We start from the raw sequence: 22,382 nt of genomic DNA on the forward strand, positions 1-22,382 counted from the left end.
GTCTTGTTCTTGGCAAATATAAAAAGGGCCAGACCTCACATTCTATACACCGTTTATTATGTCATTTAAACGGTATATAGGAGATGTTTGGTCGATGACCCTTTAAGAGGATGTTCAAAAAGTCCGGGAAAAATAGCTGTCGAATTTCTTCGTCGCTCATTAACGACCCTCTGTTAAGATCGCGCACGTCCTGTGCAAGTCCGGTCCTCACGCATTACTGCATACGCGCAGGTCTAGAGACTATCGCTCCTCGAACTTCTCGGCTCTTTTTATCCTCCTTTTTGAACACGCACTTTAAAATTAGCTGCGTAATTTGCCTAGTTCTTCAACAATGGCTTGCATTTCACTTGGGCTGAAATTGGATTTGCGCATGACCATTTCGTAAATGTCTCGCAGTTCCTCATACATTTCAGCATTGAAATGTGTGGATTTTACAGCTCCAATATTCATCATTTTCAACTTTTCTTTTATCTTTTCGACCATGTAATCAACTGTTTCTGCTGTGTTGTGGGACACATCCATGATATCATTCCTTTCGTTCCGTTCATTTAGTTAATCTTGTCACTATTATGGGGAGAAGTCAATGAAAAGTACAGGTGTTTCAATGAGTGAAAAAGCTTGATAATGGAAAAATAACAGATATTTTTTACAAAGATTTCCCGGTTGGTATATGATGGGAACATGGGATGGAAATAATGAATTACATACACACATATATAAATTATGAAGGGAGAGAAAAATTATGAATGAAAAGCATGGATTAAAAAAAAGCATTTTCTTGAAGTCGATTTTAGTAGGGGCTGCGGCTGGAGCAGTGATTAGTTTATTTGATAAAACAACGAGAACATCAGTGATTAGTTCTGGGAAAGGATGCATTCGAGAAATGAAGTCCTTTGTGAAGAATCCAAGCTCTGTATTCACTCAAGTTCGTGAAACAACAGAACAAATACGAACGACAATTGAACAAATTACTGAGGATGCTGTGTTCATTTCACAAAAGGTGGAGGAATTGAAAGAAATTCCGCCGCAATTGGCACAAACAGTCATTGAAACGAAAGAAGCGATCACTGCAGAAATGACGAATAATAAGAACGAATAATTTGTTGGGTAGAAGTTGTATACTGAAAAAACTCATGATAAAGGAAAGATATTTTATCTCATTAGTGGGCAGCCAAGCATGAAGCAAGCTTCACCAAAAATAATGAAAATGGCTATTTTCATGGGAGTGGGGAATCGGTATCCTCCACTGATTGAAGTTTCACTTTATCGGGCAAAGTAATCTTATTGGGGTGGCTGAATGAAGGCAATCGCTTATGTTAAAAAAATGATATTGAGAATGGACCAAGATGATGTAGGAGGATTGGCCGCACAGTTGGCTTATTTTTTCCTGCTTTCACTTTTTCCATTGCTACTTGTTCTCATTAGCTTATTACCGTATCTCCCTATTTCACAAGATGACTTATTAACGTTATTTGAAAGCTTTGCCCCTGCTAGTTCAATGGCATTAATTGAGGAAAATATCAACCAAGTGATGCAAGCAAATACGAAACTGTTATCGTTTGGAATCATTGCGACCATTTGGTCAGCGTCGAATGGTTTAAATGCCATCGTTCGTGCATTTAACCGTGCTTATAATGTCGAAGAAACGAGAAACTTTTTTGTTGCCAGAGGGATGTCAATCCTTCTTACTATTGCAATGATATTTGTCTTTATGATTGCACTCTTGCTTCCTGTGTTTGGAAAACAGCTTGGGATGTTTTTATTTTCCTCGTTTGGCTTATCAGATGAGTTTCTGCAAATTTGGAATGCATTCCGTTGGCTGGTCAGTGGAGTTGTGCTTGTCATTGTTTTTAGTATGTTATATTGGCTTGCTCCGAATAAAAAGCAGAAATGCTTATATGTGATACCTGGCGCTTTTTTTGCAACAGGAGGCTGGATTGTTGTGTCGCTTGCGTTTTCCTATTATGTTGATCATTTCGGAGGGTTTACGACTACATATGGAAGCCTTGGAGGAATCATTGTGCTTATGATTTGGTTTTACTTGACCGGTATCATCATTATTATCGGTGGGGAAATCAACGCTCTTTCAAGTGAACGGAAACATCCAACTTGTTAAACTGAATGCCGAAAATTACCTTCATGAACGAGTAGAATGAGGCCATACTATAACAGAAGCAAGTAGTAGCTTCAAAACGGTTAGGGAGGCGTTTGTGTGCCAAAAGGTCAGCAAAAAAACGGTAGCACGAAGCAAAAAGGAAAGAATAAGCCGAAGCAAAAAACATCCGGTTCTGCTAATGGGCAGAATGGATATCATTAGTAAGTAACCGAAAAGAGTCAACCTCGCATCTAAACCAGTTGTTGCGAGGTCTGACTCTTTTTGTCTTGTTATTACGTTATTGTGCGTTCAAAGGGTTCATCAAGCTTTTTGCTTTCATTAAAAAAGGTAATAGAAAAGAAAATGATTAGGAGCATGATGCTTAATGCGAAGAAAAATCCTCCATCGATATACTCAATCACAAGCCCACTAATAAATGGTCCAATAATACTACCAAAGCTGAAGAATATGCCACATAATAAATTTCCGGTCGGCAGCAAGCTGTTCGGCAGTAAATCAGCCATATAACTAATGCCTAATGAAAAAGTAGAACCGACCATGAACCCTGCAAACAAGAAGCAAAGTAACATGCCAATTGCGGACTGCGATAAAAAGCCTGCAGTAGTAAAAATAACAAATCCAGAGAAAAGCACGATCATTAAAATGTTTCGTCTTCCAAATTTGTCACTCATGATCCCAAGCGGAATCTGAGTAACTAAGCTGCCCGCAGCGAACGCTGGAATGATAAAGGATAGGCTGTTTACATTAATTCCCTCGCGTAAAGCATACACTGGAAAACTCGCATTCAGTGTTGCTTCAAGAAAGCCAAAACCAAAGGGCGGTAAGAAGGCAACCCAAGCATAGCGGCTGACTTTTGAAAACCGTTTTAGTGTTCCAAGCAGTGAGGCCGTTTCAATATGATGATCCTGTACTGGGTACTCATTTTTTAAAAGAAAAACAGTGAGCCAAACGAATAAACTCATTATAGAAGAAATGATAAACGGAAGGCTTTCGTTCACGGTTAGGAGCTTGACCATCAATGGACCGAACGTAAAGCCCAAGCTGAAAAATAAACCGTAAACGGCAATGTTTCGACCTCGGCTTTGAGTAGGTGAAATCGCAGTAATCCACGTCTGGGTCGCAAAATGAAGCGTATGATCGCCAATTCCGATTAGAAATCTTAAGAGAAACCAAAACCAAAATGATTTCCACATTGGAAATAAGGCCAACGAAAGCACGACTGTAAGCCCGCCGAACATGATTAAAGGCTTATAACCAAATTTACGCAATGGTTCTTCCACAATCGGTGATATTAATAAAATGCCGATATACAAAGAAGCGGCATGAAAACCATTTAACGAAGAACTCACACCGTCACTTTCGAAAATGACTGCAATAACGGGTAGAAGCATCCCTTGAGAAAACCCTGAAATGCCGACTGTGCAAACTAAAATACTGAAAAGTAATTTCTTATCCCGGTTTAACATGCTGTAATATCCCCACCTCATTTTTTGTGGGAGAATAATGAAATAAATAGGTAGGGGGTAAACGGCCTTTTAATCCCCGATCTGTTCAACTAACCCCCACTGATGAAAGTTCCACTTTATTCTCCTAAAATAATAGATTGCCTCTATTGATCGTACATGCTCATTGATTCATTATGCAAGCTTTAAAATGTCCCGCATTAACGGGCAGTAAGACCCCCACCTCAAGCTTATGAGATACAAAGAAGATAGGTGGGGGACAAACTGCCCGTAAAAGCCCGATTGGTTCAACTAACCATCAGTAGGGGATGAAGAAAACCCCTACTGATGGAAGTTTCACTTTATCCCGCATCAATTGTTTATTGAATTAATAAAATGGGAAAAGCAGGAGATAGTATAGAGGAATGGAGGGTGAAAGGAATGGGTAATAAAATATTTTTGGTGCTTCTAGCAGCCGGTGTCCCGTTGTCGATCATCGGTTCCATTCTGCATTGGTCAACCATCTTGATGTTCGTTGTTTACTGTCTGACGATTATTGCACTTGCAAGTTTTATGGGCCGAGCGACAGAGAGCCTTGCGATTGTGATGGGACCTAGAATCGGCGGATTATTGAATGCAACGTTTGGCAACGCCGTTGAATTAATTATATCGATATTTTCTTTGAAAGCTGGATTGCTTGGGGTTGTCCTCGCGTCATTGACGGGCTCTGTACTAGGAAATTTATTATTAGTCGGAGGGTTGTCCTTTTTTGTAGGAGGAACAAAATTTAAACGACAAAAATTTAATGTATTTGATGCAAGGCATAATGCTGGATTATTAATTTTTGCGATAGGCTTGGCATTTGTAATTCCAGAGGTGTTTACGGAAAATATGAATGAAAGTAAGACGATGTCATTAAGTGTCGGCATCTCAATCATTTTAATTATCTTGTATCTTGCTGCGTTGTTCTTTAAACTTGTCACACATCGAGGCGTGTACCAGCCTACTGAAAAAGCAAAACAGGTAGAACATGAAGAGGAAGTGCCAGAATGGAGTAAGAAAACAGCGATTGCTGTCCTATTTGGGGCAACGCTTGTGGTGGCCTATGTTTCTGAGAGATTGGTTCATACGTTCAGCGTTGTCGGCGAGACATTTGGCTGGTCAGAGCTGTTTATCGGGGTTATTATCGTCGCTATTGTCGGAAATGCAGCGGAACATGCATCAGCTATCCTTATGGCTTATAAAAATAAAATGGACGTGGCCGTTGAAATCGCTGTTGGATCAACATTGCAAGTCGCCATGTTCGTAGCGCCTGTCCTCGTCTTAATTTCTTTATTCTTTCCGGTTACCATGCCACTCATCTTCACTTTGCCTGAATTAATCGCCATGGTAACAGCGGTATTATTAATCATCATGATTTCAAATGATGGAGAATCCAACTGGTTTGAAGGTCTAACCCTTATAGCTGCGTATGTAATCATGGGAATAGGATTTTATTTATTATAAGTAAACAAAAAAATGGCTCACCCCGACTTGATTAGGAGAGCCATTTTTATTCAATTACAGTTTGTAAGTACATATAATCATCCAAAATTATTTTCACGCAACTTTATGTGTCATGGAACCAATAATTCTAGAAGTAGTCACCATCCTTTATGTTTCGTTTTAGTTAAATAATCGTGTAATAAAGTAAAGGTTATGGAATCGTCTTTATAGGCATACCTCCTTGACGTGATGTGGACTGAACGATTTCCCCTCCTTTATTTAAATGTAAATTTATTATATACTTTGTAAATAAATTTGTAAATATTCAGAATATTACATTTGTGTTACAAAACAACAAAATCTCAATCTTTTTTACCGAAAGGCTGTTTTCACATACTTTGTTGCTCTTCAATCATTTTTACACTAATAACCCGGGTTGATTTCCGTTGTAGAGGCGGTCTCAGAAGCCTCCTCCGTGCTTTGCACTTGCGGGGTCTCCCTCAACACGCTTTTCCCGCAGGAGTCTCGCACCTGTAACGAAGATCAACATCTGTTCGAATTGGTTTCTTGCTAAAAACAACAATCTTTACGAAAAGAGCCTACCGAAAAAACACAAATCTTTTTATTCAACGTCTGTATATAAACGCTAGGTCTTACAAACGATATTAACAAAACCTAAAGGAGTGCGTCATGATGAAGCGACTTAGAGTATGGGTGATTGTTAGCGTTTTACTAGTAGGACTTCCTTATTTAGCAGACGAAGCTTTGGCTACTCAGAAGGAGAATACGCCGGTAGAGAAGAAGGGTAACACTCCCGCAGTGAGTAAAACGGTCGTTCCTCCATCTGTTTTAAATATTGCAAAGGAAAACACGTATCCGAACTCGACTCAAGACTTACCCTTTTTACAACCTAGTGAATTCGCCCAATCCTTAATAGATACTTCCAAAATAAAAATTGAAAATCCTGAATTAATTCATTTGCTGAATGAATCAGCTGTTGGCAAAGCACCGTTTTCATTTGGGTACAGAGCGACAATTTATTTAGGACATTGGGCGCTGAATTATCAATCGACTGAAACAGCACCAAATTGGGAATATCAAAAAATCAATACAAATTTCTTTGATAACCGTGCTAATTTGACACCACATCCGATTCATTATGTTCAAGAGATGCAAAAAATTGTGCGCGGTGGCTTAACGGCTAAAATACCGGCTTCACCAGACGTGCAAAAAATGATGCTAATTAAAGCGGCTGAAAAAACCAAATTACCGTTGGCGTTTGAAACGATTATTGGTGGAGCAACTAAGAAAGATCAAGTGTATAATATACCGGCAAGACGATTAGGCTACTTGAATGCCTATGCTTCAGCCATTAACGAAAAAGGAAAAGTCACGTATGGCGAGGTGTATGTCATTTTAAAAGGTAGCAAGCGTTCCTTGTTGATCAAAAATATTACCTCCCAAGGAATTGGTGCATGGATTCCGGTTCAAGACCATCTTTCGTTCAACTTTATTGCTAGTGAGCAGCCAAGATAAAGTGGTTGGTTTAATTTAAATCAAAAGGTCAAACCTCATATTGTATGAAGTTTGACCCTAATCCTTAAATTATAGACTTTCTTGTTTGGAAGTCCATTTTGGGATAATATGCGTTTTTGACCAGTACATTTGGACCTAAGCATTTAACTGCTGGGCAATGACAATTTAATTCTCTAGCAAGCTTGGAGTTCATCCATGTTTCATACGATTGTGATAGCGGCTGATCGATAATATTGCCGAGTGATGGGGCATCGCCAAAATCTGTGACAATCACATCCCCCGTAAAAATATTCACGTTTAAGCGAGAGCGGCCATCAGGATCATTTCGAACCGTTACCTTCTTCGTGTCATATAAGCGTTTCAATAACTTCACATCTTCCTCGTTATTGCTGCACGAATAGAATGGAAGGGTGCCGAACAGCATCCATACGTCCTTATTTCGGAAATCGAGCAGTTGATGAATCGCTTCCCGCATTTGATCAAGCGTCAATGTTTCTAGTGCAGAAGCGAAATCGCTAGGATACATCGGATGGATCTCATGTCGCTGGCAGCCCATATCCTCAACAATTTGCTTATGAATATGCTCTAGATGAGGAAGCGTCCGTTTATTCAACATCGTTTCTGCAGAAACTAAGACGCCAGCTTTCGTCAAGGCTTGCGAATTAAGAATAATATTATCAAATAGTTTCGCTCGCTGTTCGCGAGTTGGCTTTCTGTCCATCATTGCGAACCCTGTATCAATGAATTCATCAGTCGTTCCCCAGTTATGCGAAATATGTAACACATCTAGGTATGGAATGATCTCTTCGTACCGAGCAAGATCAAGGGTTAAATTCGAATTTATTTGGGTTCGTACTCCGCGTTCATATGCATATTTTAACAGCGGAAGGACGTAATTTTTCACTGATTTCCTGGAAAGCATTGGTTCGCCACCAGTAATACTAAGCGAGCGTAATGTTGGTATTTCGTCAAGACGACGAAGAATGAGGTCCAGTGGAAGGGCGTTCGGATCTTTAGGCTGAAGGGTATAGCCGACAGCACAATGTTCACATCGCATATTGCACAGTGTCGTCGTTGTGAACTCAATATTGGTAAGCGTCATTTTTCCATATTGTTCAACGTCCATATATGCTTCCCATGGATCATAGTCAGGTGAAATCGGTTGTATTGCTGGAATATTGGTTAAACTGGTCATTATGATAACTCCTTCAGTATGATTACATTCCTATTATGGGCAATCAAAAAATAATGTCAATGGGGATCAATGATGTTAACATTGCACTTTCACATTATGTTCGATACGATTAGAAGGCGAAAGGAGCGTGCATTATGGGAAAGCAAATTACCGATAAAGATGATCAATTAGTGTACTTGAAAGGGCGTCTAACGATGTTTATCGAGGTCTTGGAAAACATTGATCCAGAACACACTGAGCTTGAAGACATTGATCGCTTAATCAGCATGATTGATGAACTGGAAACGAAAATTGAACAATTCAAACGCTAATATATATGATACAAAAACCCTGAATATTTCAGAAGAACCACTCCGTCGCCCAAGAGGAAATGGTTCTTCTTCTAATTCTGAAATGATTAGGTTTGTGACCAACCATTCTTGCAGAGCAGTTGCCCTCACGTTCGCATTGACTTGTAGCACAGCATCTTACAGAGAGAAATCCTTCAACGTTTCGTCGATTTCCTCTTGCGTAATCCCGATATATCGTTTAGTGATCGAAGAGGCGGAATGGTTAAAAATATTCTGCAGGAATGCCAGATCCTTCGTTCTCCGATAATACGCATAGCCAAATGTCTTCCGCATCGTATGCGTGCTGATGTCATCCCGTCCAAGTACGTCTCCGGCCTTCACAAGCGCTCTGTAGGCTTGTGTGGGAATAATCGGACTTTTATACCCTTCCGACTTGTAAACAAGTACTCTCCGTCGCTCATAAGAGCCGTATAATCTGCGATTTCTTTCGCCGTTCGCAACGGCTGCACGTTCTTTTCTTTCATGATTTCCCTCCGATATCATACATTCAATGTATGATGGTGTTATCTTAACAATAAGACTAAGTTATATCAATGAAATGAATGTACGAAAATATGTAATATCATACATTCATAAAAACACATTATTCAACTACGGGGCAGTTTAGTTGAATGAGAGTGTTTACATTCTAAAAATTTATTATAATCAAAAAGATTGCTTTGAAACGGGGGTTTTACCAATGATGATAATCGAACAAAAATAAATAGGAATAAAGTTAGACAGAATCTATTTGTTCAAGCGAATTCCTATTTCTTAAACAAAATCAATAAATGAATAATAGTTAATTATCGGGAGGAATAGCTATGAACAAAAATTTACAAGAGAAGATTACGGATATTCAGAATAAGGTTGATTTTTCAGGTTCAGTATTTGTTGAAGAAAAAGATAAGGTGTTAGCAGAACAAAACTTTGGTTATGCAAATCGTTCTGATCAAATAGAAAATAACTCTGCGACCCGTTTTGGAATAGCATCTGGATGTAAATTGTTTACTGCAATAGCGGTCTGTCAACTTGTTGAAAAGGGGAAAATCTCTTTTGACTCTAAATTGACCGATTGTCTTGATATTGAATTAAAACACTTTGATGAAAAAGTGACTGTCCATCATTTACTGACACACACTTCGGGAATACCAGATTATTTCGATGAAGATGTAATGGATGACTTTGAGGAACTTTGGGTTGCAAACCCTATGTATCACATAAGAAAGTTAAAAGATTTCTTACCATTGTTTCAAGATGAGCCTATGAAAGCAAAAGTAGGAGAATCGTTTCACTATAATAATGCTGGTTACATTTTATTAGGATTAATTGTTGAACAGACAAGTGGACTTGAATTCTCTGACTACATTCAAGCACACATCTTCAATAAGGCTAATATGACGAATTCTGGGTATTTTGCATTTGATTCTCTACCGCCAAATACAGCATTAGGCTATATCGATAAAACTGATGGAACTTGGAAAACAAACATCTATTCTTTACCTGTAAAAGGTGGTTCAGATGGTGGTGCATTTGTAACTGCTAATGATATGGCTAAGCTGTGGACAGCACTTATGAATTATCAACTTTTAAATGAAACGTACACAAATAAGCTTTTATCCACTCATACACAAGTCAATGAGAGTGGCTATTATGGTTATGGTATTTGGATTAAGAAAACCACAGAAAACAGTATTTTTAAATACCACATAATGGGTTATGATCCAGGGGTTAACTTTAATTCTGCTCATTATCCTGACATATCCATTAATGTAGTTGTTTGTTCTAATAAGTCGGATGGGGCGTTTGATATAATGAGTGGAATAGAAGAAGAATTGGTAAAAATAAAAGACTTAAAATAGAGATGCATTAAAAGAACCCTACTTTCTGGGTTCTTCTTTTTAAATACGTGGTTATAAAACATTAGATGAAGAACCACCAGGAACATATGATATTTGCAATATTTGTTTTTGGGAAGACGATGGAGTTCAATATCGAGACCCTGATTATGAAGGTGGTGCAAATGGGGTTTCATTAAAACAAGCACAACAAAATTTTATTAAATTTGGAGCTTGTGATGAAGGTAGTTTGAAATATGTAAGAAAACCAAATAAGGAAGATATAAAAGATCCTAATTGGAAAACGTTTATTTAGAGAAGGTTAATAAGCTAACGGGTACTAGAAGGGAGTTTATATGAATTGAATGTAAGAGAAGAATATGAGAACTACATGGACACGTATTTTCCTAATATAAATCCCTTTCCTTTTTATGTGAATAAAAAATCAGCATGGATCCGATTTGAATTGGGGATTCCAGGTGAATGGAGAATCAGTGAAACGAACTACTTAAACACTGCTTATCAAAAAGCTAAAACTTTATTTGATGAAATCCACTCTCCGAATGATGAAATCTTTTTATTAATTGTTGATTATACAGTATTTAATAAAAGATATAAGAAGACAAGGATATTTGATCGATACATAAAAGAAAAATCCTTGAAACGAAGGCTACAAATCGTAGAAAGTAGTTGTCCTGACCCTGATTTTGACGAAGAACGTTTCACCTACTCATACATAATTAAATGCAAAGTCTCTGAATTATATTATCTAAAATTACTTAGGGATTTATCATATGTTGATTTTATGAAACAGCCTCCCGTAAACCAGAGTTGTTTCATTATAAACACAAATACAAGCACTATCTTTCATATGTATGATGATAGAGGATTAGATTTACTTGCCAATCATAATGATACTATAAAACATATTTATCAAAAGTATAGTTCGTGGATACTAGACTACGATAGGAAAGAAATTGATGAAGACTTTGTAATGGGATTACATGGCATCGAAGAAGAAGATGCTGAACGAAATGAAAGGATAGAGAAAGATGAAAAGCTTTTATTAGAATTAGAAAAAAAGGATATTGTTCTTGAATTACCTCATAAACCAATTCACATGTTTGAAGTGGTAAAAGAGCAAGTGAGAAATTTACTATCACATTTGAATTCAATGGGATATGCAACATTAGAAGATCATTCAGATGTCAACAGCGATTCAAAGCTAATTACTTGTATGAAGCCATGTCAGTTATATCAACACCAAGTTTCAATTCAATCAAGACTTATGGCCTTGATAGGAAAGAAATATGAAGCAAAATACAAAGGGTGGTCTATATAAAGAAGACTCATTTGTATTATTAATGGTTCTTGTTAAGCCAACAGTTGGAGTTAGTAAAATAACTTTAGGCGCCATTTTTTAACAAGCAGTTAAAAGGATCTTCAACTGAAGATCCTTTTTCAGTACCGATAAGGGTGATTATGTAAACTCCTCTTGAAATAAAATAAGAGGAGCTTTTTTATCTAGCTTATTAGGCTAATGGGAGACATCGGTTCAAGAAAAAGCCCCTTATTCAATTAACGATGCAGGTTACTTGAATAAAATGTGTTAAAATAATGGAAATGTTTAACTGGTGAGGTGTAATAAAATGAACGGTTGGCTATATGGCTTATATGCCTTAATAATAGCGATAGTCTCTATATTTACAGGGGAATTAGTAACATTTATAATGCTTGGATTTATTTTAATAAGCCTTCAAAATATCCATTCTACCTTAAAAGAGATATTAAAGGTCAATAAGGAGAAAATTGACTAACGGGTGCTTTAATTCAACAACAAGACCACCAAATTGGTGGTCTTTTTAATGTACGAAAATCACTAAAATCATACATTTGTTTTAAAGAAAAAAGTGCCCTAAACGATCAAATTAATTTAAGACAGCCTGAATTTTAGATTGGTAAGAAAAAAACAAAAAATCCGTTTTCGATAGCGATTTAGATAATTAGACTATTCCAATTAATGATTAATGCTTGGGTTGATATCTATACATAATGAACCTACTCCTTTAACAGCTTATTCAGCAGAACAACGACAAGTAATGAAGAAACCCAGCTGATCTTCTAGTTTGAAGGTAGCTGGATTTTAAAGTTAAATGAGAAAACAGCACTTAATGAGAGGTGATAATTTCCTGAAATATAATATAGTGTAAATTCCATCAGGTCAACTTACAATCCCTTTATATGTCCATTTGTTGAATCCGTTTAATTAACTCTTCAAGCCAAGAAATTGTGTGCTCTGTTCTAGTTGAAATATAGCCACCAAGAAATTCTTTAAGATTTTCTTTATCTTTGTCTACCTGAATCTGCTTGTCAAAATCCATAATATGCTCCCAATGAGCAATAAATATTTTTAATTTTTTTTCTAGTATTTCTACTACTTTATCACGATCCACATACTTGATGTTTAATAACCCTACCACCATTTCACTAATAGTATCCGCATTTTCAAACACTTTGTAGATTTTTTTCGGTAGTTCTTCACGACCTTTAGTTAGAATCCCAAATACTTGTTTATCAGGTCGATGTTCTTCTTTTATGATTTCGACTATCTCAATTAAACCCTGTTTTACTAATGAATCAAAATGGTAGTACAGTTTACTTTCTGTCACCCCACCTAGTTGATCTAATGGAACGGGATCTGAAAGCTGTTTTTTTATTTTATAAGGATAAGTGTTACCCTCCATTAGTTTGCTCAATATAAAAATTTGTGTGTCCATTCTCTATGCTCCCTCAAGAATAATTGTCCTTAATTTAGCAAAACTAAGCTGTGATTTCAGTAGTATTCTTAGCGTCTGTGGCCGGAACATCTACTGACATTGGTTTGTGGAAAATCGCGACGATAATAATATTAATTAACATCGCAACCGCGCCAACAGCAACCATTGACCAAATATATGGACTTGGACTAATGCTTCCATATAAGTTTGCAAAGTACGCTTGTACCGAGTAATACATTGGTGAAATGTGGCTCATCCATTCATATGGTAAGTACATCATTTCACGTGTAATTGTGGCACCATTTGCTAATGTTTGTGTAAATAAAATTGGTAAGTTTAAAATCATTCCGCCTTCACCTAATAAGAAGATTGAAATCGCTGTGAAGTTGAAGCATACCATATAATTTAAAGTTTGTTGCCCTACTAAACTGAAGAACAGGTCACCACCACTTGGCTCATTGATTAAATATGCTACGCCTGTAGCAACTAGTGACGATACAACTGCAATCACTAACGCAACTAATTGTACATAAATGAATAAACGTGTTTTGCTCGCTTTTTTACGGCTTGCTTTAAATGCGCCTACTAATTGCATCGACCCGATCATCGCACCAACATAGCCGGCCATTGTTAAGAACATTGGTAGCATATTATTATGCATACCGTCTGGTATTTCGTTAATTGTAACTACATTTCCTACATAAGCCGTTTCTATATTTTCCGCTACTTCCGCAGCTTGCTTCTCTGGTACATTTAAGTTCATTAACACGTCTTGTGCTGTTTGTTGTGAGAATTGTGCGCTTAACTGGTTGTTAATTTCCGTAACGATTGAATTCATAGTAGAAGAAACAACTGTTGCCCCAGCTTCATTAATTGTAAAGTCGATACTGGATGAAGTCTCGCCATTTTTCATATCTGCAGAGAATGTTTCTGGAATGTGCACGACTAATCCTAAATCATTTTTCTCTAAATCTTTTAAGGCTTTTTTATTCGTTAAACCCGTCTCGATTTCGTTAAACGGTAAATTCTCTTGTAACTGGCTGGCAATCATTGCCCCGTATTCACCAGCATCCTCGTTGACAATAGCAATCGGTAATTTATCGATATTTCCTGGAATTGCTGTATAACCAGGTAAGAAGATGCCTAGCATTGCGATTGCGTAGAAAATCCCCATGAAAATTGCAGCATTCGCACCTTTTGTTTTTAAGAACTGAGTAAATTTCATATGTTGCATCCTTCCTCAAGATAAAATAAATTATTTTCAAAGCACTTTAATCAAAGTACTTTGAATAGAGTGTGTTGATAAATGTACTCTATTCTTTTTATAAAGTCAATTGTATGTATGGTTAATTCAATAAGAGCTTCCTAACTAAAAACCCCGAATAAGTCTGATCTTATCCAGGGTATAGTTTAGTTATATGAATGTCCGCACGATTATTTCGACTGTTTAGTTACATAATCATTAAAGTCAGAGATGCTTGGGTTGGCCATGTAATGACCGCCTTCCACTTGGATCGTCTGACCTGTAATGAATTTGGACTCATCAGATGCAAGGAATAGAACGGTATATCCGATATCATCCGCTTCACCATGGTATGGCAATGCATTAAATTTCGCAAAAATATCGAGTACAGCAGGAGGCATATTATTTTTCGCTGCAGGAGTTAATATAAGACCTGGAGCCACTCCGTTACAACGAATATGATCTTTACCATACTGAGCAGCGATATAACGAGTCAAATTCACTACAGCAGCTTTGGACGCCCCATATGCAGATCGTACAGCGTCACCTGTAAATCCAGCCATAGAGGCTGTATTGATAATGGAACCGCCTCCAGCTTTAATCATGTGAGGAATCGCAAATCTGCTTCCCAATAGCACACTTTTTAAATTCACATCCATCAGTCTGTCCCATTCTTCCAAATCTAAATTTACGACATCCAGATCTTTATGTAGGTTAGTCAAACCTACATTATTAACAAGTACCGTAATCGTTCCATATTGTTCAATTGTGAAGTCGACAGCTACCTGGATTGAGTCTGCTTTTCCAGCATCCAAGAAAACTCCAACTGCTTCCCCACCTTGTTTTTTTATGTTTTCAGCCGCTTCTTTTGCTCCTGCTTCGTTAAAATCAGCAATCACGACTTTTGCGCCTTCCTTAGCCATCAATGTGGATATCGATAACCCTATACCTGATGCCCCACCAGTCACTAATGCTACTTTCCCTTGCACTCTTCCCATAATAATCCACCTTCTTATTAAAATATGTTGCATCTTTCCTTAAGTTAAAATACATTTTAATCAAACCACTCTAATTATAATACTTTAATCAAAGTGGTTTGATTAAAGTACATTAAGCAATGTACTCTATTCTTTTTATAAAGTCAATTGTATGTATACTAATTTTAGTTATTTAACTAAAATTACCAAATAAGGTTAATTTTATAAGGATTATAGTTTAAGAAAATATGAGAAGAAAAAGCGATATTGTAAACGATATGAATAAAGCAATACATCGCGTATCGCCAAGCGATACCGCACTATCAATACGGGAAAAGAAACAGATATCGTATTTTTAGAAACGCAATATGATCAACTTTTGAATAAAGATATGGCAGTAGAGTATGCAGCCATAAGAGAGAAAGTTGAATCTATGGAAGAATACACAAGAGAAATTGTTTCTTCAGTTGAGGAATTGATGAAGAAATATGAAGAAGAAAAACGGTTGTTTAAAGAAAAGTTAGATTTAGCAGTGGATTATATACAGAAGCAAGAGGAAATCCCGAAAATGAAGAGAAAAAGGGCACTTAAAAATAGATTAAACAGTAAGGCGCTTTGGTGAAAGAAGAATTAATTGATTATAAGATTGATTATAAGGACTCGCTTGTTGAACAAGAAGTAAAGGAGTGATACATATTAGTCATGTATCACTCCTTATTTTTATGGCTTCTTTAATTTAAGTCACGATAAGGTTATAAATAATCAATCTTTTTTATAAAACTACATCTTACTAAAAACAGCTATAAGTCGATTATATGACATAAGTGAGGTCTGCCTCTTAACTAATTGCTCATATTGACTGTTCCACGTACTGCTTTTTTTCCATGTAAGAAATAATATAAGAAGATGCAAGCAAAAATTACGATAGCCATCGTCATATACAATCCGCGAAAGCCCATGACAGGAATTAAAGATCCTAGAATAAATGGTCCAATCCCTACTCCTAAATCAGTAAAGATAAAGTAAGTAGACGTGGCCAACCCCATTCGATGTTTTGGAGACACTTTAATCGAAATCGCTTGAGCACTAGACATAAATGTTCCATAGCCAAGTCCAACAAATACTCCAGCTACTAAAAGGGAATAGCCAAGATGTACTTGACTAAGAATGAGCAAACCGATAGCAAAAAATAAAAAGGCTGGATACATCACAAAATTTTCACCTTTGGTATCAAACCACCGGCCAGTAAACGGTCTAGATACTAAAATTGCTACAGCATACACAACAAAGAAGAAACTAGCGACATCAACTAAATGAATTTCCTGTGAATAAGATGTAATGAAGGTAAGAATACTTGAATAACACAATCCAACAAAGACAGCAATGATTGAAATGGGAAAAGCTTTCGTTTCAAAGAAGTTGCTAAGCTTAAATTCTTTCATGTTTGCTAATTGTTCTTTTGTAAATTCCACTTTGGCCACTTTTAAGAAGAAAGCAGCAATAAAGCTAACAAGTAACAGAATTGTACATAAAATGAAATTCATATTAAAGCCGACATGTTGATTGATAAAGATGCCTAAAAATGGTCCGATTGCAGCAGCAAGAGTCACGCTCAATGCATAATAACCGGTACCTTCCCCGCGTCGTTCATTCGGAATAACACTTGCGACAATGGTTCCTGTCGCTGTTGAAGCCATACCAAAAGCAGCACCGTGTAAGAAACGAACCACTAAAAGGGTGGCCATGCTGTTCACGACAAAATAGAGAAGTGTGACAATTAAAATCGAAATAAAGCCAATATACAACATCTTTTTTCTACCCACTTGTTCAATGGATTTCCCTGAGAAAAGACGTGCAACGAGTGCCCCTAATACGAAAATACCAGATGCAAGACCTGCCATACTTGGTGAAGCGTGAAATTTCTCAATCGCATACACGGATATCGTTGCGATTAATAAGTAAAAAGTGAAATATAGGAAAAAGTTTGCGGTAGAAACGATTAGAAAATCCTTCGTCCATAATTTCGGTTTATTCATTTTATTTCCCCTCTTTATTATTTAGATTTTCTCGTATCAATGGAAAAACCTGAAAAGCAGCCTCCAGCATATTTTCAGGAATGTCTTTCATAATCATGTGTTCCAACTCCGTAATCTTTGCACGGCATGTTTGATAAATTTCTTCACCAGAATCGGTAAGCTCAATAATTTTTTCACGGCGATCTTTTCCTGGAATTTGTTTAACAAGTAGCATTTCTTCCAAACGATGAACAGATCTCGTAATAGAAGGTTTTTCGATATTGTAATGGCTAGATATATCCACAAGAGTGGAAGGCCCGTTGTTTTTTACGAAAAAAATAACCTGCCACAAAGAGTAGGAAAGGTCATATTCGCCGAGCAGCACATTCAACTTGGTAATGAGCGGTCTGTATACAGATAAATAATGCCGAAAAAAACCTTGCAAGTAGATCTCTCCTTTTGAAATAATGGTTACCTTTATTAACTGTTAACAAGGTTAACTATACTCTTTTTCTCGAAATTGTCAAGTTAGATAGGAATGAAAAGGCGGTTGGCTGATATATTTGCAAATCGGCTGATATAATAATTAAAACGGCTGATAAAATAGTAAATGGGCTGATATTGTCTTTCGCAACTCTTTTTTCACCATACCCATTACTCATACCAAGGCAGTTCTGCTTTCATCTTCTTGCCTTTTTTCTTTTTCTTATCGGTAATTTGCCAGTCATCGTCTGTTTTCTGCAAGACATACACGTAGTTTGTCCCATCCGCTCTTTTAAATAAAACATAGCCTTGGCTGCCATTTATAAAGGTAACGGGGTCAATGACATTTTTAAACGGCGGTTTAATCTCAGGATTTAGCAAAGTTGTTATAATTTTTTCTGCAATATGAGCAAGAGGTATAAAATCCTTCTGTATTTCAGATTCAAATAAAAGCTGATCATACGTATACATCTGATAATCTTTTAAATGGAGCTCAAATGTTTGTTGGATATCGGCTAGAGCTTCTTGATAAAATTGCTCCATTTTCTTTTCTTCCTCGTCCCCGAGATGAACGAAATCTACCATTTTTACTGCATCTGGTTTTACTTCGAAGGTAATCGTATCCGTGCCATAGGGCGGATTATGGGCATGTTCAAAAGTCATCACTTGCACCTTTACAATACAGTTAAATCCACCTTCTTCTACTCTTTGAATATGGACGATTTTCGCATCATATAATCCGTATTGTTTGCTTGTTTGATAAAATTTTTGAATCTCTTTAGAAATAGCAGGATTTAGCGTCGATAGTAACGTATCATGTAACTCTTGATAATTTGGGCTTGCCGTAACGATATTCGGTTGCAAAATAAAATTCAAGATAATGAATGTAAAAATATAGGCCCAATTTTTCAACGTAATTTCCTCCCCAAGCATTTACGGTTACTATGTCCCAACACAAAATATATTATGAGCAATCATCTTGAGCGGATTCAAATCATATATGTAGAAGGAAATTGGCTTGGACATATGGAATGTAAGTGTATCTACCCTGAGATGTCTTGCGTATATGTGTCTGACTAAACCTAATAAGAGGTGGTTATGTAAATGGCGCAATTTGTGAAGGTTGAAAAGGAAGCCAATCTAGCGATTATTACGATTATGAATCCCCCTTTGAACGTCATCAATAGACAGGTTTTTCGAGATTTAAAAGAAATCTATACAGATATTAAGGATGATCATGAGACGGTTGCGGTTATTATAACGGGATCCGGCTATACTGCATTTGCAGCAGGAGCAGATATTAAAGAATTTCCAGACATGTTCGGTGATGAGAATATAAGACAGCAAATTAGCGAATGCCATGAGGCGCTGGATCTTATCGCTACATGTCCAAAGCCGACGATCGCTGTCTTAAACGGCATCACACTCGGTGGTGGCTGTGAGCTAGCGCTTGCTTGTGATATTCGCATCGCCGAGGAACAGATTCAAATCGGCCTACCTGAAGTGAAGCTTGGCTTATTCCCAGGTGGGGGTGGTACACAGAGATTACCCCGCCTAATAGGAACAGCAAAGGCGAAGGAGATGATGCTGACGGGTGACCCGATATCCGCACTGCAAGCGGAAAATATCGGTCTCGTCAATCGGGTCGTTAGAAGAGGACACGGCCTAATCGAAGGGAAAAATTTAGCAGCTAAAATCGCTAAAAACTCCTTGCAATCATTATCGAGGATCAAACAAGCCATTGATGAAGGCTATGAAACCTCGATTGACAGAGGACTTCAATTAGAGGCTGAATTGTTTGTCGAGGTTTTTCGAACAGAAGATAGTAAAGAAGGCGTTTTGGCATTCATCGAAAAACGCAAACCGATGTTTCAGCATAAATAAGCGACTGCAAAGCAAAAAGAGCCAAGATTTGTCCCATTAAGGGTCAAACTTGGCTTATTTTATTCTGATTTAAAACCCTCTACTTATGGAAGTTTCACATCAACATCCTTTTCTCCTTCAGTCGTTTCTTCATCAGCATGAAATGTCGGTTCGACTATCTCTTCATTTTTTAGACCGCTTCTAAAGAAATAAATAAAAATCATTCCGATAATGCCTAAAATGATGATAAAGCCAATTGTTACGAGCCACCACAAAGTCATATAAACTCCCCCTTTGTACAGGTATATGCCGAAACCTAGATTTTTTTCCAAATTCCACTTCGTATAATTTTAATCTTGGTTCAAACACTAAGTAAAAAAGAGCAGAGGAGCGGAATTATGAAAAGGCTTATAATCGTACCAATGGTACTGATGTTGTTCTTCGTCACACAGCTGGAAGCTTTCGCAACAAATTCGAATGCACCGAATCATTGGGGCTTTAATAAAGGAAAAAATGAGCAGCCTGCACAAGCGGGTACCAAGCTTGATGAGATGATGAAGAAGCATGGTGCTTTATATAAAGGAAGCTCAGACAAGAAGAATATTTATCTAACCTTTGATAATGGCTATGAAAATGGCTATACAGCTAATATTCTAAATATCCTGCGTCGCCAAAAAGTGCCGGCAACGTTTTTCGTGACAGGGCATTATTTGAAGACAACGCCAGAATTGGTTGTAAGAATGGTAAAGGAAGGTCATATCGTCGGCAATCATTCCTGGAGTCATCCAGATATGACGTCAAAATCGGACGAAGCTATTCGAAATGAATTACAGAAAGTAAAAGAAGAAACTGAGCGAATTACAGGGCAGAAAACGATGAACTATTTACGCCCACCTCGAGGAATCTTTAGTGAGCGAACGATGGCCATCGCCAATCAAGAAGGATATACCCATATCTTCTGGTCGCTTGCCTTTAAAGATTGGGTTGTCGATCAACAAAAAGGAGCTAACTATTCGTATAGTGAAGTGATGAAGCAGATTCACCCTGGTGCGATTCTTTTGCTGCATACTGTATCCAAGGATAACGCCGAAGCGCTCGATTCGATTATTACTGATTTGAAAAAGCGGGGGTATACGTTTAAGAGCTTGGATGATTTAATGATTGAACAGCAACGGGCAAATCCGATGTTGTACTAGGGGTCAGACCTCACACTCTTTATATGTGTCATTTACATGTCGTTTAAACCAGATAGAGTAGAGGTGTGGTCAGACCCCGGGTAGATTTTATTAGAAGAGCAATCATTTATATGCTATTCTTGTTGGAAAAAGGAAGCAATGAGGGTGATAGGATGGCTACTACATTTAAAATCGTACAACCAAAGATTCCTTATGATGTAACTCCAACAGACTTTCAATATATGGACGAACCTTATTTTGAATTGTGTATCATAAGCGATTGCTCGATCATCGGTGAAGATATCCAGCGAATTAGATTTGAACAAGTGATATTTAAAAATGTGACCTTTATTGATGTATCATTCCGCAATATCGAATTAACAGATGTGATTTTTGAAAAGTGTAACTTATCCAATACAGATTTTAGCGATGCCATTATTCATCGCGTTGAATTTAAGGAATCGAAACTCCTAGGTTTGAATCTTTCCGATGCAACATTAGGAAATGTTCGGTTCGAAAATTGTCATGCAAACTTAAGTAATTTTGGTTTTGCGAAATTAAAACAGGTTCTGTTTGATTCGTGTTCCCTTTGCAATGTCGATGTATTTGAAGCTACGTTTAGTAAAGTCGCTTTCAAGCAATGTGATTTAAATGAAGCAAACTTTATCGGAACTTCGCTCAAAGGCGTGGATCTAAGTAGCTGTCAATTTCAAAGTATAAGCATAGCACTGGAAGACCTTAAAGGCTGTGAGGTTTCAACAGAGCAAGCAATTGGTTTTGCTGCTTTGATGGGATTAAAGATTAAGGAGTAAGAAAAAGCCAATTCTTCTAAACGTTGAGGAATTGGCTTTTTATATTTATTATGACAGAAGGGCAGAATGATCCCTTCAATTCTTCACAACAACTAGTAGACATGGGATTTAACCAATTGTGACTTATTAGGAATACAGTGCAAAGGCTAGAAATATTCATGAATTCATAACGAAAAAAGGCTCGAAGAAATTTCTCCAAGCTTCTTTTTAGCTACAATTGTACCGGGATAAGATCATTAAAGCTTATTCGGTCAATGAGTTAGAGGTCTTATTATTTTTTATAGTTGCGTAAATTATAAGGACTAAAAGAATGAGTCCCAGAACAAGCGATGATCCAGTAGTCCCTAGATTTAACCCTCCTTTTTCAGTTGGTTTAGTAAGAAGATCTCCAAATGTTGCTCCAAAAGGGCGAGTTAAGACAAAGGCAACCCAAAATAAGAAGACGCGAGAAATTTTTGTAAAATATTTGGCTAAGACGATGAGAGCTAATAGAATTCCGATTAAAACGGCTCCACCTACATATCCTAGACCAGAACTATCCGCCAAGAAATCGCCTAAAGCTGTGCCTAAAGTATTGGAGAAAAGGATGGCAACCCAATAAAGAATTTCAACTTTACGTGTGCGAATATCATGAATATTCAACGAGCGTTCACTAGCATACCAATAGGCAAATATAATTAATAAGATACAAACTAATATCGTAGAACCCATTGCATATCCTAATCCTAGAGTACGATCCATAAAATCAGACATCGTTGTACCAGCGACGGCGGTTGATGTAATAACCAGCCAATAGATGATAGGGTAATACCTTTTGGATAAAAGTTGTGCTATAAGCGTAATAATAAACAGAGCAAATAAAATAATCGTACTGACCCCGTATCCAACCCCCATCGTCATGGACAACAAGTCACCTGCTGTTTCGCCTAATGTAGTGGCATCAATCTTCATGATCCAAAAGAGAAGCGTGACTTGTGGAATTTTATTCATTTGTGATTGATCTCTCCCTTCCATAGTATGTCTTTTCTATTATGTTGAATAGTCCTACTAGCTATTCATAGGTGTTGGTTTAGTAGGGGATTGTTTTTTTCAACTC

At 37.3% G+C, this 22,382-nt stretch carries 25 protein-coding genes; 13 read left to right on the top strand and 12 right to left on the bottom strand.

Annotated features, from left to right (window positions below; translation table 11 throughout):
* Positions 1-300 precede the first annotated feature (300 nt).
* Entirely contained in the window at positions 301-522 is a 222-nt protein-coding gene (locus V179_RS0101245) for a DUF1128 domain-containing protein (protein WP_028389914.1), read from the bottom strand.
* Positions 523-742: 220 nt separating this feature from the next.
* On the opposite strand from V179_RS0101245, the gene V179_RS26810 reads away from it, so the two are divergent.
* Positions 743-1,099, top strand: a complete 357-nt coding sequence (locus V179_RS26810) for a hypothetical protein (protein ID WP_034300192.1) — start codon at positions 743-745, stop codon at positions 1,097-1,099.
* Between the two features lie 198 nt (positions 1,100-1,297).
* A complete protein-coding gene (locus V179_RS0101260; RefSeq protein WP_028389915.1) occupies positions 1,298-2,116 on the top strand; it encodes a YihY/virulence factor BrkB family protein in 819 nt (272 codons plus the stop codon).
* 272 nt (positions 2,117-2,388) lie between these two features.
* Here V179_RS0101260 and V179_RS0101270 read toward each other — a convergent pair whose 3' ends face one another.
* Positions 2,389-3,582, bottom strand: a complete 1,194-nt coding sequence (locus tag V179_RS0101270) for an MFS transporter (RefSeq protein WP_028389916.1) — start codon at positions 3,580-3,582, stop codon at positions 2,389-2,391.
* A gap of 417 nt (positions 3,583-3,999) precedes the next feature.
* On the opposite strand from V179_RS0101270, the gene cax reads away from it, so the two are divergent.
* Together cax and V179_RS0101280 are read left to right on the top strand one after the other, a co-directional pair.
* Positions 4,000-5,064: a calcium/proton exchanger gene (cax, locus tag V179_RS0101275; protein ID WP_028389917.1), complete on the top strand. Its 1,065-nt coding sequence runs from the start codon at positions 4,000-4,002 to the stop codon at positions 5,062-5,064.
* 672 nt (positions 5,065-5,736) lie between these two features.
* Positions 5,737-6,579 (top strand): YfkD famly protein, encoded by an 843-nt coding sequence (locus V179_RS0101280; RefSeq protein WP_028389918.1) that lies wholly within the window; start codon positions 5,737-5,739, stop codon positions 6,577-6,579.
* A 64-nt stretch (positions 6,580-6,643) separates the two neighbouring features.
* Here the strand turns inward: V179_RS0101280 and yfkAB are convergent, their stop codons facing one another.
* Positions 6,644-7,774, bottom strand: coding sequence for a radical SAM/CxCxxxxC motif protein YfkAB (yfkAB, locus tag V179_RS0101285; protein ID WP_028389919.1), 1,131 nt, complete (start codon positions 7,772-7,774; stop codon positions 6,644-6,646).
* Positions 7,775-7,908: 134 nt separating this feature from the next.
* On the opposite strand from yfkAB, the gene V179_RS31240 reads away from it, so the two are divergent.
* On the top strand, positions 7,909-8,085 hold the full coding sequence (locus V179_RS31240) for an SE1561 family protein (RefSeq protein WP_182502338.1): 177 nt from the start codon (positions 7,909-7,911) through the stop codon (positions 8,083-8,085).
* 156 nt (positions 8,086-8,241) lie between these two features.
* Here the strand turns inward: V179_RS31240 and V179_RS29490 are convergent, their stop codons facing one another.
* Positions 8,242-8,607: a tyrosine-type recombinase/integrase gene (locus V179_RS29490; RefSeq protein WP_084552160.1), complete on the bottom strand. Its 366-nt coding sequence runs from the start codon at positions 8,605-8,607 to the stop codon at positions 8,242-8,244.
* A gap of 320 nt (positions 8,608-8,927) precedes the next feature.
* Here V179_RS29490 and V179_RS0101300 point away from each other — a divergent pair, with 320 nt between their 5' ends.
* From V179_RS0101300 to V179_RS31245, 4 genes are all read left to right on the top strand, one after another.
* Positions 8,928-9,965: a serine hydrolase domain-containing protein gene (locus tag V179_RS0101300; protein WP_028389920.1), complete on the top strand. Its 1,038-nt coding sequence runs from the start codon at positions 8,928-8,930 to the stop codon at positions 9,963-9,965.
* 43 nt (positions 9,966-10,008) lie between these two features.
* Positions 10,009-10,257: a CPCC family cysteine-rich protein gene (locus V179_RS29495; protein WP_084552181.1), complete on the top strand. Its 249-nt coding sequence runs from the start codon at positions 10,009-10,011 to the stop codon at positions 10,255-10,257.
* Positions 10,258-10,302: 45 nt separating this feature from the next.
* Positions 10,303-11,283, top strand: a complete 981-nt coding sequence (locus V179_RS28995) for a DUF3885 domain-containing protein (RefSeq protein WP_051404786.1) — start codon at positions 10,303-10,305, stop codon at positions 11,281-11,283.
* A gap of 307 nt (positions 11,284-11,590) precedes the next feature.
* On the top strand, positions 11,591-11,758 hold the full coding sequence (locus V179_RS31245; RefSeq protein WP_200868649.1) for a hypothetical protein: 168 nt from the start codon (positions 11,591-11,593) through the stop codon (positions 11,756-11,758).
* A 420-nt stretch (positions 11,759-12,178) separates the two neighbouring features.
* On the opposite strand, the gene V179_RS0101315 is transcribed toward V179_RS31245, so the two are convergent.
* The 3 genes from V179_RS0101315 to V179_RS0101325 all read right to left on the bottom strand — a co-directional run bounded on the left by V179_RS0101315 (position 12,179) and on the right by V179_RS0101325 (position 14,959).
* Complete coding sequence (locus V179_RS0101315; RefSeq protein WP_028389921.1) at positions 12,179-12,718, bottom strand: helix-turn-helix domain-containing protein; 540 nt, start codon at positions 12,716-12,718, stop codon at positions 12,179-12,181.
* 43 nt (positions 12,719-12,761) lie between these two features.
* Positions 12,762-13,943, bottom strand: coding sequence for a YhgE/Pip domain-containing protein (locus V179_RS0101320; RefSeq protein WP_028389922.1), 1,182 nt, complete (start codon positions 13,941-13,943; stop codon positions 12,762-12,764).
* A gap of 209 nt (positions 13,944-14,152) precedes the next feature.
* On the bottom strand, positions 14,153-14,959 hold the full coding sequence (locus V179_RS0101325; RefSeq protein ID WP_028389923.1) for an SDR family NAD(P)-dependent oxidoreductase: 807 nt from the start codon (positions 14,957-14,959) through the stop codon (positions 14,153-14,155).
* 358 nt (positions 14,960-15,317) lie between these two features.
* On the opposite strand from V179_RS0101325, the gene V179_RS0101330 reads away from it, so the two are divergent.
* A complete protein-coding gene (locus V179_RS0101330) occupies positions 15,318-15,560 on the top strand; it encodes a hypothetical protein (protein ID WP_152534678.1) in 243 nt (80 codons plus the stop codon).
* A gap of 220 nt (positions 15,561-15,780) precedes the next feature.
* Here the strand turns inward: V179_RS0101330 and V179_RS0101335 are convergent, their stop codons facing one another.
* The 3 genes from V179_RS0101335 to V179_RS0101345 all read right to left on the bottom strand — a co-directional run bounded on the left by V179_RS0101335 (position 15,781) and on the right by V179_RS0101345 (position 18,348).
* A complete protein-coding gene (locus V179_RS0101335) occupies positions 15,781-16,974 on the bottom strand; it encodes an MFS transporter (RefSeq protein WP_028389925.1) in 1,194 nt (397 codons plus the stop codon).
* Between the two features lies 1 nt (position 16,975).
* A complete protein-coding gene (locus tag V179_RS0101340) occupies positions 16,976-17,398 on the bottom strand; it encodes a MarR family winged helix-turn-helix transcriptional regulator (RefSeq protein ID WP_028389926.1) in 423 nt (140 codons plus the stop codon).
* Positions 17,399-17,607: 209 nt separating this feature from the next.
* The gene (locus V179_RS0101345; protein WP_028389927.1) at positions 17,608-18,348 is read right to left on the bottom strand and encodes a DUF3888 domain-containing protein; all 741 of its coding nucleotides are present in this window, start codon (positions 18,346-18,348) and stop codon (positions 17,608-17,610) included.
* A gap of 192 nt (positions 18,349-18,540) precedes the next feature.
* On the opposite strand from V179_RS0101345, the gene V179_RS0101350 reads away from it, so the two are divergent.
* A complete protein-coding gene (locus tag V179_RS0101350) occupies positions 18,541-19,320 on the top strand; it encodes an enoyl-CoA hydratase/isomerase family protein (RefSeq protein ID WP_028389928.1) in 780 nt (259 codons plus the stop codon).
* A gap of 83 nt (positions 19,321-19,403) precedes the next feature.
* Here V179_RS0101350 and V179_RS30930 read toward each other — a convergent pair whose 3' ends face one another.
* Positions 19,404-19,580 (bottom strand): hypothetical protein, encoded by a 177-nt coding sequence (locus V179_RS30930; RefSeq protein WP_154663984.1) that lies wholly within the window; start codon positions 19,578-19,580, stop codon positions 19,404-19,406.
* Between the two features lie 117 nt (positions 19,581-19,697).
* On the opposite strand from V179_RS30930, the gene pdaA reads away from it, so the two are divergent.
* Both pdaA and V179_RS0101365 read left to right on the top strand, forming a co-directional pair.
* On the top strand, positions 19,698-20,495 hold the full coding sequence (gene pdaA / locus V179_RS0101360) for a delta-lactam-biosynthetic de-N-acetylase (RefSeq protein ID WP_028389929.1): 798 nt from the start codon (positions 19,698-19,700) through the stop codon (positions 20,493-20,495).
* 152 nt (positions 20,496-20,647) lie between these two features.
* Positions 20,648-21,286 (top strand): pentapeptide repeat-containing protein, encoded by a 639-nt coding sequence (locus V179_RS0101365; RefSeq protein ID WP_028389930.1) that lies wholly within the window; start codon positions 20,648-20,650, stop codon positions 21,284-21,286.
* A 243-nt stretch (positions 21,287-21,529) separates the two neighbouring features.
* Here the strand turns inward: V179_RS0101365 and V179_RS0101370 are convergent, their stop codons facing one another.
* Positions 21,530-22,276, bottom strand: a complete 747-nt coding sequence (locus V179_RS0101370; RefSeq protein WP_028389931.1) for a COG4705 family protein — start codon at positions 22,274-22,276, stop codon at positions 21,530-21,532.
* Between the last annotated feature and the right edge of the window lie 106 nt (positions 22,277-22,382).

The organism is Bacillus cihuensis (assembly GCF_000504145.1).
In the GTDB taxonomy this organism is placed as follows: domain Bacteria; phylum Bacillota; class Bacilli; order Bacillales; family DSM-1321; genus Peribacillus; species Peribacillus huizhouensis.

Bases quoted from the DNA above. Each gene is read 5' to 3' on its own strand.
- V179_RS0101315 (WP_028389921.1), bottom strand. From the start codon at position 12,718: ATGGACACACAAATTTTTATATTGAGCAAACTAATGGAGGGTAACACT.
- V179_RS0101365 (WP_028389930.1), top strand. From the start codon at position 20,648: ATGGCTACTACATTTAAAATCGTACAACCAAAGATTCCTTATGATGTA.
- pdaA (WP_028389929.1), top strand. From the start codon at position 19,698: ATGAAAAGGCTTATAATCGTACCAATGGTACTGATGTTGTTCTTCGTC.
- V179_RS0101280 (WP_028389918.1), top strand. From the start codon at position 5,737: ATGAAGCGACTTAGAGTATGGGTGATTGTTAGCGTTTTACTAGTAGGA.
- V179_RS0101270 (WP_028389916.1), bottom strand. From the start codon at position 3,582: ATGTTAAACCGGGATAAGAAATTACTTTTCAGTATTTTAGTTTGCACA.
- V179_RS31245 (WP_200868649.1), top strand. From the start codon at position 11,591: ATGAACGGTTGGCTATATGGCTTATATGCCTTAATAATAGCGATAGTC.
- V179_RS0101245 (WP_028389914.1), bottom strand. From the start codon at position 522: ATGGATGTGTCCCACAACACAGCAGAAACAGTTGATTACATGGTCGAA.
- V179_RS0101320 (WP_028389922.1), bottom strand. From the start codon at position 13,943: ATGAAATTTACTCAGTTCTTAAAAACAAAAGGTGCGAATGCTGCAATT.
- yfkAB (WP_028389919.1), bottom strand. From the start codon at position 7,774: ATGACCAGTTTAACCAATATTCCAGCAATACAACCGATTTCACCTGAC.
- V179_RS0101300 (WP_028389920.1), top strand. From the start codon at position 8,928: ATGAACAAAAATTTACAAGAGAAGATTACGGATATTCAGAATAAGGTT.
- V179_RS26810 (WP_034300192.1), top strand. From the start codon at position 743: ATGAATGAAAAGCATGGATTAAAAAAAAGCATTTTCTTGAAGTCGATT.
- V179_RS31240 (WP_182502338.1), top strand. From the start codon at position 7,909: ATGGGAAAGCAAATTACCGATAAAGATGATCAATTAGTGTACTTGAAA.
- V179_RS29490 (WP_084552160.1), bottom strand. From the start codon at position 8,607: ATGATATCGGAGGGAAATCATGAAAGAAAAGAACGTGCAGCCGTTGCG.
- V179_RS0101370 (WP_028389931.1), bottom strand. From the start codon at position 22,276: ATGAATAAAATTCCACAAGTCACGCTTCTCTTTTGGATCATGAAGATT.
- V179_RS30930 (WP_154663984.1), bottom strand. From the start codon at position 19,580: ATGACTTTGTGGTGGCTCGTAACAATTGGCTTTATCATCATTTTAGGC.
- V179_RS0101350 (WP_028389928.1), top strand. From the start codon at position 18,541: ATGGCGCAATTTGTGAAGGTTGAAAAGGAAGCCAATCTAGCGATTATT.
- V179_RS0101335 (WP_028389925.1), bottom strand. From the start codon at position 16,974: ATGAATAAACCGAAATTATGGACGAAGGATTTTCTAATCGTTTCTACC.
- V179_RS0101325 (WP_028389923.1), bottom strand. From the start codon at position 14,959: ATGGGAAGAGTGCAAGGGAAAGTAGCATTAGTGACTGGTGGGGCATCA.
- V179_RS0101260 (WP_028389915.1), top strand. From the start codon at position 1,298: ATGAAGGCAATCGCTTATGTTAAAAAAATGATATTGAGAATGGACCAA.
- cax (WP_028389917.1), top strand. From the start codon at position 4,000: ATGGGTAATAAAATATTTTTGGTGCTTCTAGCAGCCGGTGTCCCGTTG.